The 19,947-nt window shown below is 33.5% G+C and carries 14 protein-coding genes; 12 read left to right on the top strand and 2 right to left on the bottom strand.

The features are described 5' to 3' along the window. Window positions 1-61: 61 nt before the first annotated feature. The 12 genes from GXK57_RS05585 to GXK57_RS05640 all read left to right on the top strand — a co-directional run bounded on the left by GXK57_RS05585 (window position 62) and on the right by GXK57_RS05640 (window position 17,072). On the top strand, window positions 62-5,203 hold the full coding sequence (locus GXK57_RS05585) for an Ig-like domain-containing protein (protein WP_160672742.1): 5,142 nt from the start codon (window positions 62-64) through the stop codon (window positions 5,201-5,203). A 506-nt stretch (window positions 5,204-5,709) separates the two neighbouring features. Further along, the gene (locus GXK57_RS05590) at window positions 5,710-6,477 is read left to right on the top strand and encodes a formate/nitrite transporter family protein (protein WP_160672745.1); all 768 of its coding nucleotides are present in this window, start codon (window positions 5,710-5,712) and stop codon (window positions 6,475-6,477) included. Between the two features lie 11 nt (window positions 6,478-6,488). Beyond that, window positions 6,489-7,505, top strand: coding sequence for an anaerobic sulfite reductase subunit AsrA (asrA, locus tag GXK57_RS05595; RefSeq protein WP_160672748.1), 1,017 nt, complete (start codon window positions 6,489-6,491; stop codon window positions 7,503-7,505). Further along, window positions 7,498-8,289, top strand: a complete 792-nt coding sequence (asrB, locus tag GXK57_RS05600) for an anaerobic sulfite reductase subunit AsrB (RefSeq protein ID WP_160672751.1) — start codon at window positions 7,498-7,500, stop codon at window positions 8,287-8,289. The genes asrA and asrB overlap by 8 nt, the downstream gene beginning before the upstream one ends. Before the next feature lie 15 nt (window positions 8,290-8,304). Continuing rightward, entirely contained in the window at window positions 8,305-9,267 is a 963-nt protein-coding gene (gene asrC, locus GXK57_RS05605; protein ID WP_160672754.1) for a sulfite reductase subunit C, read from the top strand. A 342-nt stretch (window positions 9,268-9,609) separates the two neighbouring features. Beyond that, entirely contained in the window at window positions 9,610-10,806 is a 1,197-nt protein-coding gene (hemA, locus tag GXK57_RS05610) for a glutamyl-tRNA reductase (protein WP_160672757.1), read from the top strand. Next, window positions 10,770-11,459 (top strand): NAD(P)-dependent oxidoreductase, encoded by a 690-nt coding sequence (locus tag GXK57_RS05615; RefSeq protein WP_160672760.1) that lies wholly within the window; start codon window positions 10,770-10,772, stop codon window positions 11,457-11,459. The genes hemA and GXK57_RS05615 overlap by 37 nt, the downstream gene beginning before the upstream one ends. Window position 11,460: 1 nt before the next feature. Then, window positions 11,461-12,336 carry a hydroxymethylbilane synthase gene (gene hemC / locus GXK57_RS05620; RefSeq protein WP_160672763.1) on the top strand — a complete coding sequence of 292 codons (876 nt, stop codon included), beginning with the start codon at window positions 11,461-11,463 and terminating at the stop codon, window positions 12,334-12,336. Window positions 12,337-12,505: 169 nt separating this feature from the next. Next, the gene (gene cobA / locus GXK57_RS05625; protein WP_160672766.1) at window positions 12,506-13,981 is read left to right on the top strand and encodes a uroporphyrinogen-III C-methyltransferase; all 1,476 of its coding nucleotides are present in this window, start codon (window positions 12,506-12,508) and stop codon (window positions 13,979-13,981) included. After that, complete coding sequence (gene hemB / locus GXK57_RS05630) at window positions 13,974-14,942, top strand: porphobilinogen synthase (protein ID WP_160672769.1); 969 nt, start codon at window positions 13,974-13,976, stop codon at window positions 14,940-14,942. The genes cobA and hemB overlap by 8 nt, the downstream gene beginning before the upstream one ends. Before the next feature lie 2 nt (window positions 14,943-14,944). Further along, a complete protein-coding gene (gene hemL, locus GXK57_RS05635) occupies window positions 14,945-16,213 on the top strand; it encodes a glutamate-1-semialdehyde 2,1-aminomutase (RefSeq protein WP_160672772.1) in 1,269 nt (422 codons plus the stop codon). Window positions 16,214-16,310: 97 nt separating this feature from the next. Beyond that, window positions 16,311-17,072 carry a sirohydrochlorin cobaltochelatase gene (locus GXK57_RS05640; RefSeq protein ID WP_160672775.1) on the top strand — a complete coding sequence of 254 codons (762 nt, stop codon included), beginning with the start codon at window positions 16,311-16,313 and terminating at the stop codon, window positions 17,070-17,072. A gap of 120 nt (window positions 17,073-17,192) precedes the next feature. Here GXK57_RS05640 and GXK57_RS05645 read toward each other — a convergent pair whose 3' ends face one another. Together GXK57_RS05645 and GXK57_RS05650 are read right to left on the bottom strand one after the other, a co-directional pair. Then, entirely contained in the window at window positions 17,193-17,783 is a 591-nt protein-coding gene (locus GXK57_RS05645; protein ID WP_160672778.1) for a response regulator, read from the bottom strand. A 2-nt stretch (window positions 17,784-17,785) separates the two neighbouring features. Beyond that, a complete protein-coding gene (locus GXK57_RS05650; protein ID WP_160672781.1) occupies window positions 17,786-19,606 on the bottom strand; it encodes an ATP-binding protein in 1,821 nt (606 codons plus the stop codon). Window positions 19,607-19,947 lie beyond the last annotated feature (341 nt).

A 19,947-nucleotide genomic window follows, 5' to 3' on the forward strand; every position in this document is an offset into this window, starting at 1 on the left:
ACTTACAAATGGTATAAGGGGGGGGGAGTATTAAATATTTTAATTTTGCAAAGGAGATTTTATGAAAAAATTTAATGGATTTTTGAAGAACTTTTTAATTGTGTTTCTGGTCATGATTTTTACTTTTATATCCGCATCAGAAACAGGTTTAGCAGTTGAAGGTAGTTATTTAGAAGGATTAAAAGTAGAACTAGCTTCAAAGGATATCTATGTAGGGAACAAGATAGACTTAAAGACCTATGGCGTTTACAAAGAAAGAACTATAGAACTAAAAGATGATGTTAAATATGAGTCTAGTAATACAAAGGTTTTCACCATAGAAGATAAAAAGCTAGTAGCTGCAAGTACTGGTATGGCTACATTGACAGCTTCTTATAAGGATAAGATTGTTACTAAGCTTGTAGTAGTACAAGATCTAAAAGCTTCAAAAAGTAAGCTAGATAATGGTAACTTGCAGGTTAATTTGAATTGGAAAAGAGAGTCTAACAGTATAGAATTGCAGTGGGACAAGGTAGAGGCCTTAAAGTTCTACACGATTTCGAGAAGAGCTGTTGGTGAGGAGAATTATAAGACTATAGTAGAAAAAGCAGAAGGAAATTTATTCTTAGACAAAGATATAGCCGCAGATAAGGAATATGAGTATAAGGTAGCTCTTATAGATGAGAATGGGGCTAAATATCCTTTAAATAACCTTAAGGTTCCTTTAAATCAGGAGAAAAAAAAGGAAGTACCAAAGGTTGAACTTTTAAAGCAACAGAATGTCAATACCAATGAGCAAAAGAAAAGTGATGCTATTACTGATAAAACTAATGAAGTTAAGTTAAATAATGAGGAGTATAATAAGCTTTTACAAAGACTAAAAGAGCAGTCTGAGCAAGAGTTTGAAAAGAATAGCTTTAAGGCTGTTTCTAAGGATCTTTATGGTGTGGAAGATTTGATTGTTATTAATAAGGATAACACAGAGGTTATCAATAGGGAGCTAACCTTAAGTTATTATTATGATAATGACAGAAAAATAGATGAAAATAAACTCACTATATATGCTATGGATGATAAAGGATTACTTACAGAGCAAGAAAATGTGAAGCTTGCAGTAAGCGCTAAGAAAATAAGTTTCTTTGTAAAACAGCCAGGTATATATATGATAAGAGAAAGAGCAGATCAGCAAGAGATAGTAACTTATGTTGATGATGTTACTGAAAATAAAGCTGATAAGGTTAATATTTCTGATACTAGCTCTAAAGCTGAGGAACAAAAGCAGCAAGTTAAGGAAGAACCTAACTTAACTAATAAAGAGGAAAACAGCAAGCAACCTTCTAGTACTGAAATAAAGAAAGGAAAGTTTGAGGTAGCTATAGCAGGACTTTTTTCTGAGGTTGCTTCTCTAGAGAAGGACAAGCTATCAGCTTACCTTAATAACCTGCCGGAGGAGAACGGTATATGGATACCAGAAAAAGATAGGCAGTTTGTACTTAACTTAATTAATTATATTTCAAGCAAGAAATACTTAGTTAATGAAAAAGGCTACTTAAAAGCAGATGAGAGGAGTACTGTAGATTTATTAAAATCAGATATCTTTTCTAAGCTTTTAGATAAACTAATCAACAATAATAAAAGGATAATACTTAGCAAGGATAACGGTTTTGTATATTATGATGACAAAACTGATACTTTATTAAAAAGTAAATTTACTACTGAAGAAAGCTACAAGCTAACTAATGAAGCTAGTGAGCTAATTATATTAAACTCTAAGGTTTTTGAAGAACTTGAAAGTGGCAAGTTAAGCAATGAATTAGCCTTAAAGCTTTTAAATCAACTTGATGAAAGTTCAAAGGAAAACAATGCTGCCATACTAAAAGAAATAAGTGATAAGAAGCCTAAGCCAAAGCTTAAGGTTGTAAGTAAAGTTCCACTATACTCAACTATTGGTACACCTGTCAAAGTACAGATACATAAAGGAACTGCTGTATATACAGGTCCAGATACAGTAAACTATGTTAATATAGGAAGTGTAGATACCAATGAGGCTGTTACTGGTTTGGGAGTGGAAAGAGGCTGGCTGTACATTGAATACAGTACACCAAGTGGGCCGGAAAGAGGTTTCGTTCCGCTTGATAGTGTTAAAGATAAAGAAGATGTGTTCTCAAGGCTAGGAAATATATCTTATACTGGCTACAGTGATGGATTAACAAGTGATTCGAATATCTATTCTGGACCAGGAACTAATTATGTTTCCATAGGTGCAGTAGATAAAGGAGAAGATATCACTGTATTTAATAAAACTCAAAATGGTTATGTTTATATTGAATGTAGTAGTAGTTTAGGAACTAAGAGAGGCTATGTTCAAGCTAGTCTTCTTATTGGAAGAAAAAAAGGATTTCTAGGTAGTGCTAAGGTAGATACACCAATATACTCTAGTCCAGGCAATCAAGGTACTTATGTATCTACTGATTCCGTAAAAAATAGTGAGTTTGTTATTGTTCTGGAGTGGAACGATAGTTTGTATCATGTTGAGTATAACACTAAGGCAGGAAGAAAAAGTGGATATACTGATAGAAATAATATAGCAGATAGAGGAAGTCTTTCAGATATAAAATCTCAGCAGCATATAGGAATATCTAATACGGCTCAAAATACTTATACAGGACAATACTCATCCTATGCAGCGCTTGGAACTATTGGAAGTCAGGAGAAAGTATTTGTTAATACACTTTCTAAAGCTTCCCCTATAGTTTTGCCAACCATATCAGCACAAGGTGTACAGGTAAGTCAATATGGGATTAGTGGTGAAGGAAGAAGTCTTAATGTATATAGAGTAGGAAATGGTAAAAATGCTATAGTAGCAGTATTTGCTATTCATGGTTTCGAAGATGCTTGGGACTCTGATGGTCTAGAATTAGTTAAGATAGCAGCAAATCTCGTATCTAATGTAGCTGGTTACTCGGCTACAAATGGAGGGTTAGATGGTTGGTCTGTATATATAGTACCTTGTGCTAACCCTGATGGGCTTATAGAAGGTACGACCAATAACGGGCCAGGAAGAACAACTATAAAAGAAGGAATAGATATAAATAGAGACTTTCCAGATGGTTTTAGGGTATTAACCAATCCAAGAAATAAAACAGGAAATACTAGCTTAATACCATCAGAAGCTAAATCTTTAGCTAATTTAGTAAGCGGTATTAAGAGTCAGTCTAACGAAATGATAGTAGTGGACACTCATGGATGGGAAAATACAACCATAGGAAATAGTGAAATCAGTGGATATTTTGATAGAGAATTTGGATTTTCCCATAAGTGCGAATTAAATGGACAAGGATATTTTTCTTCTTGGGCACAGTCTATAGGGGCAAAGGCTGCTTTAGTAGAGCTACCTTGGCCAAGTAGTAGTCAAGATATCATAAACAGAGCATTTTCTCAAAAGGTAACCAATGCTTTCTTAAATATATTGAAGAGTAAAAAGGTTACCGATGTAATGACGGGTCCAATAAGCTATAGGGCTCATGTGGAAGGAATAGGATGGCAGAATTACGTATCAGAAGGACAAATTTCTGGAACAATAGGGCAAAGTCTTAGAGTTGAAGCTATAAATATTAATAGAGGTGGATTGCCACAAGGAGCTAGAATAAAGTATCAGGTACATGTTCAAGACATAGGCTGGATGGATTATGTATATGATGGGGCAGACGCAGGTACTATGGGACGTGGATTAAGAATAGAAGCTATGAGAATGCAACTAGAAAATGCACCAGCAGGCTACCATATACAATATCAAGTACATGTACAGGATAAAGGATGGATGGATCCTGTAATGGATGGACAGTTGGCAGGAACCACTGGTGAGGGTAAGAGAATAGAAGCTTTTAAAATCAATTTAGTACAAGATTTAATTCCAAAAATAAACATTGATGCACCAACTGAAGGTCAAAACCTAAACAGTAGTTTAAGAGTATACGGATGGTCTTTACACAAAGGTGGAGTAAACCAGGTTAAGGTATATATAGACGGAAACTTTGTAGGCAATGCAAATACTGGGGGATCAAGACCAGATGTGAAGAATGCCTTTCCACAGTATAATAATGGAGAGAACAGTGGTTTTGATTATAATTTAGATATAAACGCTATAAAGTCAGGGAATCACAATATAAGGATAGATTCAATAGGAAATGACGGAAGTACAATAAGCCAAAATAGAAACTTTATAGTACAAGACTTAACAAGAATGAATATTGATGCACCAACTGAAGGCCAAACCCTAAACAGTAGTTTAAGAGTATATGGATGGTCTTTACACAAGGGTGGAGTAAACCAGGTTAAGGTATATATAGATGGAAACTTTGTAGGCAATGCAAATACTGGTGGATCAAGACCAGATGTAAAGAATGCCTTCCCTCAGTATGAAAATGGAGAGAAGAGTGGCTTTGATTATAATTTGGATATAAACTCTATAAAGCCAGGAAATCACAATATAAAGATAGATTCAATAGGAAATGACGGAAGTATGATAAGTCAAAGTAGAAACATTATAGTACAAGACTTAACTCCAAAAATTAACATTGATGCACCAACTGAAGGCCAAAACCTAAACGGTAGTTTAAAAGTATATGGATGGTCTTTACACAAAGGCGGAGTAAACCAGGTAAAGGTATATATAGACGGAAACTTTATAGGTAATGCAAGCATTGGTGGCTCAAGACCAGATGTAAAGAATGCCTTTCCTCAGTATGATAATGGAGAGAAGAGTGGTTTTGATTATAATTTAGATATAAACTCTATAAATCCAGGGAATCACAATATAAGGATAGATTCTATAGGAAATGACGGAAGTATGGTAAGTCAAAATAGAAACTTTATAGTACAAGACTTAACTCCAAAAATTAACATTGATGCACCAACTGAAGGCCAAAACCTAAACGGTAGTTTAAAAGTATACGGATGGTCTTTACACAAAGGTGGAGTAAAACAGGTAAAGGTATATATAGATGGAAACTTTATAGGTAATGCAAATATTGGTGGCTCAAGACCAGATGTAAAGAATGCCTTTCCTCAGTATGAAAATGGAGAGAAGAGTGGTTTTGATTATAATTTAGATATAAACTCTATAAATCCAGGGAATCACAATATAAGGATAGATTCAATAGGAAATGATGGAAGTACAATAAGCCAAAATAGAAACTTTACTGTAACAAAAGTTAATGGTTAAGCAGCAACCACTGTTAATATTGATAAGTTAACAGTTTCTAAAGCTTTTACTAGTATATTGGTGTAAGGATTTTTTGTATAATTAAAACTAAAAGACAATAAAGTGGATACAATATTTCAATAAAAGTAGAAGCTAATGAAAGAGCGTTAGAGGGTTCAGACTCAATTAACCATGGAGAAAAGACAAGTGATTTGGAGTGTTATTATACCGTTACGACAGATGTTGATAACTAAATAGTTTTTTTACCAACAAAATTGAGGACAGTAAAAATCCTGATGATCTTGGGCTTTATAGGCTATAAATAATAAAGTTGCCCGATAGAGAAAAAGAGTTTGACTGGGAAGCAAAACAAGGTGTGAAGGTATTTATCATCCTAAAGACACGAAAAACAATAATTTATATTATTAGATAAAACTTATTAATAAAAAAAGTTAAAGACTGTGATTTTTATCACAGTCTTGTTTTATTTTTTTAAGTATACTAAAGACAAATAGGAGGGGTTTAGTATGTTTAGTGAAGAAATTAACAAAGTTGCCCAGGCGGCAAAAGGAAAAAGTGATTTATTAAAAAATAATAAGGTTGGATATTTGTTATCGTCAGCTTTTGCAGGTTTATATGTGGGACTAGGAATCATGCTTATTTTTACAGTAGGTGGACTACTATCAGCAGCTAGCTCACCATTTACTAAAGTAGCAATGGGAGCATCCTTTGGAGTTGCACTTTCTTTAGTTGTTTTTGCAGGTTCGGAATTATTTACAGGTAATAATTTTGTTATGACAATTGGTGCTTTAAAGAAAACCGTTTCATGGTTAGATGTTATTTTAGTTTGGATAGTAAGCTTTATAGGAAATCTTGTAGGTTCAATCTTTGGAGCTTGGTTATTCTATGCTACTGGACTAGCTTCAGGACCAGTTGGAAAGTTCATATTAAGTGCTACAAACACAAAAATGCATTTATCAAATCAAGAACTTTTTGTTAGAGGTATCTTGTGTAATATATTAGTTTGTCTTGCAGTATGGTGTACCTTTAAGATGAAGGAAGAGATAGGAAAGCTTGTTATGATCTTCTGGTGTCTATTCGTATTTATAACAGCAGGTTTTGAACACAGTATAGCAAACATGACTTTATTATCAATAGGTTTGTTTATTCCTCATCAGGCAGCAATAACAATAGGTGGTTTTGTTCACAATTTAACATTTGTAACACTAGGCAATATCGTAGGTGGAGCAATAATATTAGCAATACCTTACTATTTAATATCTAGAGAAAAATAAGGAGTGTTATTATGGGATTTAAGATGACTGTAGAAAGCTATAATGAATATTTAGCTAAACTATCTGAAAAATATAAAATATTTGCACCAAAGGTCTTCGAAGGTAAAGGAAGTTATTCTGATACTGATGTAGTAAGATATGGTGAAATAAATGACATAAACCAAGTAGTATTTGATAAAAAATCAGATTTTTCATATAAGGAAGTCTTACTTCCAATAACTCAGACTTTATTCTATTTTACAGAAGATGAATGGATAGAACCAAAGCAGGAAGAAAAAGGAGCAATAATATTCTTAAGAAGCTGTGACATGCATTCTGTTAGAAGAATTGACGATATATATTTGAGAAATGGTTTTGAGGATCCCTACTATAAGGCTCTTAGAGAGAGAACTAAGTTTGTTCTTATAGGATGCAAGGAAAGCTTTGACAATTGCTTCTGTGTAAGTATGGGAACTAACAAAACTGATGAGCATCAAGCTTATATAAAAGTAGAAGATGACATGGTGTACTTTGATGTAAAGGATGCGGAGTTAGAAGCTTTACTTGAAGAGCTTACAAGAGAAGAATTGGATGTAGAACCTGACTTTGTTACAGAAAACGGAGTAAAGGTAAATATACCAGAGAACTTAGATATAAGCGTAATGGATTCATCTATGTGGAAGAAATACTCTGCTAGATGTATAGCATGTGGAAGATGTAACTTTGTATGTCCTACATGTACTTGCTTTACAATGCAAGATATATTCTATAAAGATAATAAAAAGTCTGGTGAAAGAAGAAGAGTTTGGGCTTCTTGTCAAGTTGATGGCTACACAAACATGGCTGGAGGTCATAGCTTCAGATTAGACAAAGGACAACGAATGAGATTTAAGGTTCTCCACAAGGTTTATGACTATAAGAAGAGATGGGGCTACAACATGTGTGTTGGTTGTGGAAGATGTGATGACATATGTCCAGAATATATATCCTTCTCTAACTGTGTAAATAAATTAGCAAAAGGAATGGAAGAGGTGAAAGCAAATGACTAACCCATATATGCCACTAAGATCAAAGATATTAGATATAAAAAAGCATACTGAAATAGAGTATACCTTTAGACTTTCTTTTAAAGGCGATGTGAAGCCAGGACAATTCTTTGAAGTGTCTCTTCCAAAGTATGGGGAAGCGCCGATATCAGTAAGTGGAATAGGTGAAGACTATATAGAACTTACTATAAGAAGAGTTGGAGTTGTTACAGATGAAATATTTAACTATTACGTAGGTCAAGAGCTTTTATTAAGAGGACCATACGGTAATGGTTTCGATATAGATAATTACAGAGGTAAAGAAGTAATAGTTGTGGCTGGTGGTACAGGACTTTCACCAGTAAAGGGAATAGTTGATTACTTTTCACAAAATCCAAAGGAAGCAAAGAGCTTTACTTTAATATCAGGCTTCAAATCTCCAACAGATATTCTCTTTAAAGAAGACATGGAATCTTGGAAGGAAAACATAAACTTCATATTAACTGTTGATACAGCTCCAGAAGGTTATGAAGGAAAGGTTGGTCTTGTAACTAAGTACATTCCTGAGCTTCCAATAGAAGATATGGACAATGTAGAGGTTATAGTAGTTGGACCTCCAATGATGATGAAGTTTACTGTAGGTGAATTTTTAAAGAGAGAGATAAAAGAAGAAAAGATTTGGATATCTCATGAAAGAAAGATGTGCTGTGGTTTAGGTAAGTGTGGTCACTGTAAGATAGATGATACTTATGTATGCCTAGATGGACCTGTATTTAATTATTCAGTTGGAAAGCTTCTAAGAGACTAGAGGGAGGTAGAAATAATGGATATAAACACTAAGTCACTTAAAAAGAATGCCTTCAGAGTTACTAAAAAAAGAGGGATAACCTCATCTAGAATAAGAGTTCCAGGTGGTCATCTTGATGCTAAGTATTTAGCAAAAATAGGAGAGATCGCTGAAAGGTTTGGAGATGGATCCGTTCATATAACTACAAGACAAGGCTTTGAGATCACTGGTATTGAAATGAAGGATATGAATGAAGTAAACTTAATGCTTCAAGACTTGATTGAAGGACTTGATATTAATCAAGAAGAAGAAGGAAAGGGGTACCCAGCAGCTGGTACAAGAAATGTAACTTCTTGCATAGGTAACAGAGTTTGCCCTTTTGCTAACTACGATACAACAGCTTTTGCTCAAAGAATAGAAAAGATGATTTTTCCAGATGACTTACATGTTAAGGTAGCCTTAACAGGATGTCCAAATGACTGCTTAAAGGTTAGACAACATGACTTTGGTATTATTGGTATGACTGAACCTCAATATGATTCTTATAGATGTATAGGCTGTCAAGCTTGTGTTACTAATTGTAAAAAGAGAGCGACTGGAGCTTTAAAGTTTGAGAACTTTAAGGTTGTTAGAGATCATGACAAGTGCATAGGTTGTGGGGAATGCGTAGGTAAATGCCCAACTGGAGCATGGACAAGAAGTGAAGAGAAATATTATAGATTAGCTATAATGGGAAGATCCGGTAAGAAAAACCCAAGACTTGCAGAAGACTTTATAATTTGGGTAGATGAAGAAAGCATAAAGAAGATAATAATGAATACTTACGAATATGTAAGGGAATATATAGATAAAGATGCTCCAGGTGGAAAAGAGCATATAGGATATATAGTTGATAGAACTGGATTCCAAGAGTTCAAGAAATGGGCATTGAAAGATGTTGAACTAGGACCAAAGGCTATTCTTAAGGATAATGTATATTGGAGTGGAATAAGGTACTAATAACTAGGAAGCAGGTGACTGCTTCCTTTTTGTATCAAAATTGTCCACTTTGTTGAAGTATAACTGTTATTAGGTTATACTTTTGTTGATAGATAAGAAAATAGGACGTAAAATATACTTTATTAGAGTTATGGTTACATAGCATATTATGAAGTATAATTATAACTTAAGATATAGACAATCATTTACATCAGCAATAGTAACTATATATTCATTTTAATATAATCATAAGATTACATATTTTTATATTTATAAGAATTTTTAATTATATAATTATAAAATTATAAAATTATATAAATATATAGTCATACTGAGGGTTGATAATATTTGGAGTGATAGAGAATGAACCAACTTATTGGATTTAAGAGAAACTTATCTCTTGATATAAGAGAGAGGTTTGCGTTAAGACAAAGTCAGATAGATTTATGTATGCCAGAACTGATTAAGAGGTTTCCGGAGATTATAATAATAAATACTTGTAATAGAACTGAGATATATTTTACTTCTGAAGCGTACAGTGAGGAAAACTTAGATTACATATTTAATTTATTTGACTGGGATCTTAATTTGAAGGAATATATTTTTTATGAAAAAGAAGACAAAGTCACAGTGCATCTACTGGAGGTTGCCTGTGGCTTTCATTCTAAGATCTTAGGAGAAGATCAGATCCTTGGTCAGATAAGAGCCAGCTTTCAATATTCCAAGGATAAAGAAGCTGCATCAGGAGAGCTAGGTAGGCTGTTTCAAAATGCTATAACCTGCGGAAAAAAGTTTAGAACAGAGGCAAAACTTTATGAAATTCCAGTATCTTCTTCATCTATAGCAGTTCATGAAGCTATAGATAGAGGTTATAAACACTTTATGGTTATAGGCTATGGTGAGATTGGTAGCTTGGCTATGAAGTATCTATTAAGCCACCATGTTGAAAAGATATTCCTAGTGGTAAGGACTCCTGAAAATGTTAATGATATCTTTGACCATAGAGTTCAGGTTATTAATTTTAATCAAAAAAATTCAGCTATGACAGATGTTCAGTGCATAATATCCTGTACTTCTGCTCCTCATACAGTTGTAAAGTATGAGGATATGCCTTTAGATAGGGAACTTTTTATTTTGGATTTAGCTGTACCTAGAGATGTGGATACAGAGATAAAGACTTTAGAAAAAATACAAATTTTTGATATTGATGATATATCAAAAATAGATGATAGCAATAAGCTTCAAAGAAAAGAGAGAATGAACAAATTTAAGTATTTGATTGATGACTGTGTTAAAGAGTATAACTACTGGTTAAAGATCAGGGAACTGTCCCCTGTGATTGCAGCAATTAAAGAAAAGGGGAAGGAAGTAGTTAGTGATAGGTATGAAAGCTATAAAAATAAAGCTAGTGATAAAAAGTCAGAAGGTCTAGCTGAAGTTCTTATAAAGAGTACTTCTGACCATTACATAAATAAAGCCATAAAAGTCTTAAAGGAAGCAAAGTTAAAGGGATGTGATGAGCAGTGCATGGAGATAATAAGTCAGATATTCCTGAGCTAGATTATATGTTTTTATCCTTGATAAGCAACAAGATAAATGTAATTATAGTTGGTGGAGGCAAGGCTGCATATATTAAAGCTAAGTCTTTGGTAGATAAAGGCTGCAACTTAACCATTGTATCAAAGGAATTTGATGAAGAGGTGGAAGCTTTAATCTACAAGGATGCTGTATTTATAAAAGAAGGCTATGATAAAGCTTTTATATTAGATAAGCATTTGGTATTTATATGTATAGATGATAAAGAAGTTACTAGGAAAATAATTAATGACTGTAATGAGCTTAGTAAGCTTTATATAAACTGTGTTGATTCCAAAGAAGGCTTGGCTGTAATGCCTATGCAGGCTAATAATAAAGCAATCTCTTATGCTATAAACACCAATAAGGCAAATCCTAAGATGGCGCGAAGAATATTGAGGGACATAGAAAAAGCGGTGGAACCTTTATCTGAGCTTACATCCTTTTCTACGAAATTAAGACAAAGGATGAAGGCATTAGGAAAAATAGATAAAGTTATTATGGAGTTTATCACTTCAGAAGAGTTTAGTTTCTTTTTTGGAAAAGGTTATGGAGAAAAAGTATTATATTTATATTTTAATAAAGAATATGTAGATAATTTGATTGAAGATGATTTTTTGATTTACGGAGGATATTAGCATGAGTTTAGTTATAGCCACTAGAAAAAGTAAGCTTGCACAAACCCAAACAGAAATTGTTATGAGTTTATTAAAAGAAAAATGTGGAGAAGACAGTGTAAAACTTCTTATGTCAACAGAAGGGGACAGACGTCTTGATGTAGCCTTAAATAAAATAGGTGGAAAAGGTTTGTTTGTTAAGGAGATAGAGTATGCTTTACTTGAGGGAAAAGCTGAAATAGCTGTGCACAGCATGAAGGATGTACCTTTTATGTTAGAGGAGCCATTTGAGATAGTTGCTATGACTGAAAGAGAAGATCCAAGAGATGCATTTGTATCCTTAGAAGGTATAAGCTTTTATGATTTACCTAAAGGTGCAAGGATAGGAACTTCAAGTATAAGAAGAAGTTCTCAGCTTAGAGCGTTGAGAGCTGATATAGAGATTGTTCCTATAAGAGGCAATGTACAGACTAGAATAGACAAGATTGAAAAAGAGAACTTAGACGGCATAATACTTGCAGCAGCTGGCCTAAGAAGGTTAGAAATGGAACACATAATTACTAACTATTTTGAGGAAGAAGCTTTTCTACCAGCCGTTGGGCAAGGTGCTCTAGGAATAGAATGTTTAAAGAATAGTGATAAAAAGAATATCTTTTCAAAGCTTGATCATAGGGATACAAGAGTGGCGGTTGAAGCAGAAAGAAGCTTTATGAGAGAACTTAATGGAGGATGTCACTCTCCTATAGGTGCTTATGCAAGGATAGAGAAAGATGATATTTATATAATAGGAATATATGAAGCTAATGCTAGATTAGTAAAAAAAGATATTCAAGGTAAGGTTTATGATCACCTTGAGCTTGGCAAGTCTTTAGCAAAAAAGGTTATTATGGAATTATAATATTATTAATATATTTATTTGAGATTTGGTGGATTTATAAATATACTAATTCAAAATGAAATCTGTCAAAATAAAGTTTCGTAGATTCATCTAAGGTTTTATTTTGAGTTTAAGGATGAAGTAGTATGTCTGTTCAGAGAAATAGATATAAGATCAAAGAGGTGGAAAAATGGCAAAAGCATATATAATTGGAGCAGGTCCAGGAGATGAAGGATTATTAACTCTTAAGGCTGTGAAGATAATGAAGGAATGCACTGCGGTGCTTTACGATAGATTGATAGGAAACAACGTACTTTCTTATCTAAATGATGATTGCGAGGTATACTTCTGTGGTAAGGAACCTGGTTGTCATTATAAGACACAAGATGAGATAAATGCTATGCTGGTAGAACTGGCGAAAAAAGGACACACTGTAGGGAGAATAAAAGGTGGAGATCCATATGTGTTTGGAAGAGGTGGAGAAGAGGTCTTAGCACTTGAAAAAGAAAACATTCCCTTCGAAGTTATTCCAGGGGTTACTTCTGCTGTTGCAGTTATGAGCTATGCTGGAATACCTATAACTCATAGAGGCTTGTCACAAGGGTTCCATGTGCTTACAGGAATGAGTGCAGCAACTCTTAATATACAATGGGAAGTTTTAACTAAGTCTCAAAATACTATTGTGTTCTTAATGGGACTAGAGAACTTAGGAGATATAGTAAAAAATCTTGTGGAGAACGGAAAGTCAAAGGATACTCCATGTGGTGTCATAATGAGAGGTACTACTGCAAAGCAGAAGAAAGTTATAGGAACTTTAGAGAACATTGAAGAGTTAGTTAAGAACAATGGCTTAAAGTCTCCTTCAATTATAGTAGTTGGTAAGGTTGTAACTTTAAATGATAAGCTAAATTGGTTTGAGAAACTACCGCTTTTTGGTGCAAATGTCTGTGTCACAAGAACTAAAGAGCAGGCTGGGGCCATGAAGGAAAAATTAAGAAGCTTTGGAGCTGAAGTAACGGAGATACCTGCTATAAAGATAGTTAACACTTCAGATAACTTAGATGATTTCAAAGATGAATTTGGCTCCTTTGACTATATAATTTTAACGTCAGTAAATGGGGTAAACATATTCTTCGATTATCTTAAGGATAATAATATTGATGTAAGAAAGATAAAAGCAGAATTTGCAGTTATAGGTAAAGCAACTTTAAAGGCTTTAAGTGAAAGAGGTATAGTTGCTAGTGTTATGGCTGATGAGTTTGTAGCTGAAGGACTTGTGAAGCAGTTAGCAAGTTACGAACTTAAAAGCAAGAAGGTTCTTATGCCTATATCAAAAAATTCAAGAAGCTTAGTAGAAGAGTTTTTGAAAGAGCAAGGTGCTGAAGTATATAGGATACATACCTATGAAACTCAGAAAGCAGATTTTAGGAATTTAAATGCCTTTGATAGTGTGAATACAATAATATTTACAAGTCCTTCTACGGTAAATAATCTAATAGAAGCAGTAGGTATTGATAAGGTGAAAGATAAGCTTTGCATAGCTATTGGACCTATTACCTATAAGGCTCTTACAGATAAAACTGTAGATGCTGTGCTATCAGAAGTTCATAGTGAAGACGGTGCTATAGAAAAGCTTATAGAAGTATGGGGTGATATAAATGTATAAAAGAAATAGAAGACTCAGGACAACAAAAGAAATAAGAGATTTAGTGAGAGAGAACTCACTATCCTCTAAGGATTTCATATATCCTATATTTGTAGTTGAAGGTACTAATATAAAGAGAGAAATAGAATCTATGCCTGGAAACTATCATTTTTCAATAGATAGACTAGAAGAAATAGTTAAAGAGATAGAAAAGGCTAAGGTTAGAGGAATAATGATTTTTGGTATTCCTGAAGAAAAAGACTGCTGTGGATCAGAAGCCTTTGCAGAAGAGGGGATAGTCCAAAGAGCTGTTAGAAAGATAAAAGAGCTTAATAAAGACTTGTGGGTGGTTACAGATGTATGCTTATGTGAGTATACGGACCATGGACACTGTGGAGTCATTGAGAACGAATATGTTAAAAATGATGAAACTCTAGAAATATTAGCTAAGGTAGCTGTATCCCATGCAAGAGCTGGTGCTGACATGGTAGCACCTTCTGATATGATGGACGGAAGAGTTAGGGCTATTAGAGAAGCCTTAGATGAAAATCACTTTGAAAATATAGGCATAATGGCTTACAGCGCCAAATACTGTTCAGCCTTTTATGGACCATTCAGAGAAGCTGCCAATTCGGCACCACAATTTGGAGATAGAAAGAGCTATCAGATGGACCCGGCCAACAGCAGAGAAGCTGAGAGAGAGATTGAAAATGATATCGAAGAGGGAGCAGATATAATAATGGTTAAACCTGCTTTATCTTATTTAGATATAATAAAGATGGCTAGAGAAAAATATAACTATCCAGTTGCCGCATACAGTGTAAGCGGTGAGTACGCTATGATTAAAGCTGGCGCAAAGCTTGGGTATATAGATGAGAAGAGGGTAGCGTTAGAAAGTCTTCTTTCTATAAAGAGGGCAGGTGCGGATATAATAATAACTTACTATGCATTAGAAGCATCAGCTTGGCTTAAGGAGGAATAGACATGAATAATAGTGAGATATTTCAGTTGTCTGAGAAGTATATGCCTGGTGGAGTTAACTCGCCAGTAAGAGCTTTTAAAGGTCTTGATATGATTCCGCCTGTTATTAAAAGAGGAGAAGGAGCTTATATCTATGATGAGGATGGCAAGGAATATATAGATTTTGTTGGGGCATGGGGGCCTATGCTTTTAGGTCATAAGGATGAAGATGTAATAAATTCCATGAAAGAGGCTTTAGACAATAGTTTGGCCTTTGGAGCACCAACCTTATTAGAACTAGAACTAGCTAAATTTATGTGTGAAACCCTTGATAATATAGATATGGTAAGAATGGTTAATTCAGGTACAGAGGCAACCATGAGTGCTGTAAAGCTTGCAAGAGGATATACAGGAAGAGATAAGATAATAAAGTTCTCTGGTTGTTATCATGGTCACTTTGATGGTTTTTTAGTTAGTGCAGGTTCAGGAGTGCTTACTGGGGGCATACCTGGTAGTGCTGGGGTACCAAAGGGAAGTATCTCAAATACCCTTGTAGCAGAATATAACAATATATCTTCAGTAAAGGCAATTTTTAATGCCTTTGGTCAAGAGATTGCTGCGGTGATCATCGAGCCAGTAGCAGGTAATATGGGAGTTATAAAGTCTGAAGATGACTTTATGAGAGAACTTAGAGCCTTATGTGACAGCAATGGAAGCCTTCTTATTTTTGATGAAGTCATGAGTGGCTTTAGAGTAGCTTATAAAGGTGCACAGACTTTATTTGACGTGAAACCTGATTTAGTTACCTATGCAAAGATAATGGGCGGAGGAATGCCTTGTGGAGCATATGGTGGAAGGAGAGATATAATGGAAAAACTATCTCCTTCAGGGCATATATATCAAGCTGGGACTATGTCTGGAAATCCTATAGTTATGACTGCAGGTATTACAACTTTAAAGAAGCTTTATAATAATAGTTGTTATTATGACAACATTGAAAAGTATGGAGCTTTATTGGAGCAGGAAATTAAGTCTGTACTAACTGAAAAAGGAATAAAACATGTGATAAATAGATGTGGTGGTATGATGACTTTATTCTTTACTGATAGTGAAGCTATAAGAACTTATGATGATGTAAAGACTTGCGATATAGATATGTTCAATAAGTATTTTTCACATATGCTAAAGGAAGGAATCTATCTTCCACCATCACAATATGAAGCGATGTTTTTATCTGTAAGACATGGGGAGAAAGAGATAGAAAGCTTTGCTGAGGCTTTGAGAAAGCTATAATAATTAGTAACATAGGGGAGATAAATATACAATTTTAGGTGGGGCTTCAGTGCTTGATTTTTAGTGTATACTATAAATTTATGTAAAGAGGTAAGCAATGAAAAAGGGTTTGATTATACTTAGCAATGGAACTGCAGATCTTGAGGCGTTAGACAGATATGAAAATGTAATTAAAAGTGTAGATACAAGCAAATACAAACAAGTTATTAAAGCTTTTTCATCGGAGAAAATTATAGGTAAGTTAAAAAGTAGATATGATCTTAAAGTTCCTAATCTCAGTGAGGCTTTAGAACAACTTATAACTAGTGGAATTGAAGAGATATCAGTGGCAACCTTATTTCTAATCGAAGGAAAAGAGTATGAAGAAGCAAAAAACTTAGTTAATGAGTATAGGGTGAAAAACAAATCTATAAGATTTAACATAAGTCACGGAGCACTTATAGAAAAAGATAAACTTAGATACTGTGAGTTTATAAATAGAATAAAGACCATGATTAATAAGGAAGATGAGATTGTTATGGTGGCTCATGGATCCAGTCATTCTGCTAAGGTTTCTTACTTTGAACTAGAAGAGCGTTTAAGTGAAGAAGGCTATAGCAATGTTCATATAGCAGCAATTGAAGGAGAGCCGTCCTTTGAACAAATAGTTAATAAGCTTAGAGAGAGAAATGTTAGTTCTGTGTTATTACAGCCATTGCTATTTGTGTTAGGGTTCCATGGGAAAAGAGACTTGCTTTCTGACAATGAAAACTCTTGGAAAAGCAGACTTTCTAAAGAAGGGTTTGAAGTTAAGATATCTTATAAGGTCCTATCAGAAATAGAGGAAGTAATGGATTTTATTATAAATAATATTGATTAAAAATAACGCTATATACAAACTATATTATTATAGAGTATTTGTATATAGCGTTATTTTATGGATGTACCACTTGGTAATATGAATTATATCTTTAAACATGAGAATGTAATTGCTACAGCGTTACTCTAGATTACATTCAAATTGAAATATTTCAGCAGTTTTTCTAAAACGAGCAGCTTTTTCCATATCTCCCTTAAGTTCTTCAAGCTTAGATATAAGAAAATAAGTTTCTCCACAGTCATCCTTTATAGTAAGGGTTTTCTTCAAAACTTCCTCAGCTTTTTCAAGTTCATTTTCATCTATTAGCTTTTTAGCGAGGGTTAGATGGGCTATTAGGTTATTCTTTATTGAATCCTTTTTTAATACCTCATCCAATACAGCTTTAACTCTCTTGCTTGTAAAAGGTTTTTGAAGGTAAGCTGCTGCGCCAAGTTTTGTACACTCAACAGCATTTTTTATGGTTCCAAAGGCAGTCATAACTATTACAGTTATACTTTTATTGTACTTCTTTATTAGCCTTAAAAGTTCAGTTCCACTTACTTCAGGCATCTTTATATCAGTAAATACAATAGAGATGTCTTCATTTTTTATTATTTCAATTGCTTCTGTGGCGTTTATAGCTTCGAATACATGAAAACCCTCCATATCTAGATAGGTTTTTAGCATTTCTCTTATATTTTTCGTATCATCTACCACCAATACCTTTTTCATGTTTAATCCTCCCTTATAGGTAACTCAAAAGTAAAAGTACTACCTAAGCCATATTGGCTTTCACAATAAATATTTCCACCATGAAGTTCTACAATTTGTTTAGAAAGTGCTAGTCCAAGACCAGTACCGTCACTTTCACTATTAGCTCTAAAGAACTTCTCAAAAATCCTAGTCTGATATTCATTGGTGATTCCTATACCTGTATCTTTAACAAAGATACTTAAATATCCATTATTTTCATAGGCTCCTATCAGTACTGAGCCAAAGTTTTTAGTGTATTTAATAGCATTGGACATCAGGTTATTTAATACCCAGCCTATCTTTTCTTCATCAACGTGAAGTTCTGGAAGGTTGTCCTGAAGCCCTATACGAAGCTCAATGTTTTTGTTTTCTAATAGTGAATAATATTCTTCTACACTCCTATTAATGATATCATATGCAGAGCAGAAGTCCATATTTAAAAGTTTTTGATCCGATTCTAATTGACCATATCTTAAAAAGTTATTTATAAGATTAAGCAGCTTCTGGCTGTCTTCACTTATAGCAGAAACAATCTTATTAAAGTTCTTATTTGATTCCATCATCTCTGAATCCTCTAATAAGCTTGCTCCCATCATAATAGATGTAAGTGGAGTTTTGATTTCATGAGATAAGGAGGAAATCAAATCATGTTTTAACTTTTCTACCTTCTTTATTTCTGTTATATTTTGGAAGTAGACCACTATACCATTAGTCTTATTCATATTATCATTGATTTTAGATAGATTGATTTTGAAGATAGTGCTATTGTTTTTAAAGCTCATTATCTTACTATCTTTTTCTATGTTATTGTCCATTACATTTGAAATAAAGTCAAATAGTTCCCCATAAGTTAGGGTTTCTAATACGTGACGACCTGTAGCTTGAGCTTGAGTAATTCTGAAGTAATTTTCTGCTTCATCGTTTAATAGTACTATTCTATAATTGGTATCTAAAACTATAATAGGATCGGAGATACTTTTTATTATTGTCATAGATCTATTCTTTTCATCTAGTAGCTTTCCAAAAGTACTATGTTGAAATTGATTTATTTTTTCACTCATGTTGTTGAATTCCTCAGCTAAGATACCTATCTCGTCATCTGTAAGGATTTCAGCTCTATGAGTGAAGTCGCCTTCCTTTGCTTTAATGATATCATCGTGAAGAGAATATAATGGGTTAAGAAATCTATTTATATATTTTAGGGATAAAGCAAGACCAACTAGAATCAAGAACAAACTTAAGCCTAGTGTCATTTTTATAGCTGATTCTATATTTTTATTCATAGAATCTTTTTTGTCTGTCATTGCTTTATCATTTATTTCAGATATATCTCTAAGTGATTTATTTAGCTTTTCATATAAAGGCTGTATCTCACTGGTGTATTTATTTAAGGCAGCCTCTTTCCCTTTTGAATCTCTAATTTCAATAAGGCTAGTTAAAGAGTCTAAAAAGTCTGAATAGGACTTGTTTATATTTTCATTAATAACTTTTTCCCCTTCTTCAGTAGCGTTATTTGACTGGAAGGTGAAGTTTTCATGAAAACTATTGTTTGTATCATAAAAATTTCTTATATATACTGGATTTTTTGAATTTATGTAGCTTATAATATCTTGCGCTTCTTCATCAATAATTTGAATCATCTTATTAGTAGCTTTTATGCTTGCATAATTATTTGAAGTTAACTTTGAGGTATTATTTTCTACCTTAAATAAGTTATAAAGGGATACACCCCCTATAATAAAATTAGTAAATAAAAGTGCAAGAAATAAACAAAAAAACTTTAACTTTAGACTGGTTTTCATATAGGCACCATTATAATCCTTTATAGTAATATTAGCAGTTTATTAACGCCATTTCATTGGAAAAAATTATTTAATTCTAATTGCTCGATCATATAGCATCTACTTCATAACCACTTAATTTTAACAATATTATTAAATATGGCGTAAAATTTATAATTTGTAAAGCTACAAGAAAGTTAGCTGTGAATCTAGCATTAAAATTATATCGAATTAAAGTTTCTTATAAGTACAAATAAAAGCTGCCCTTAACATAGAGCAAGTTTCATAGTTGTAAAAACTATAAGAACCCTATAGTTTAAATATTAGAAACTATAAATTGCTATGTCAAGAGCAGATTTCAG

Origin of the sequence: Clostridium sp. C8-1-8, assembly GCF_009928445.1 — a bacterium.
Taxonomy (GTDB): domain Bacteria; phylum Bacillota; class Clostridia; order Clostridiales; family Clostridiaceae; genus Clostridium_AR.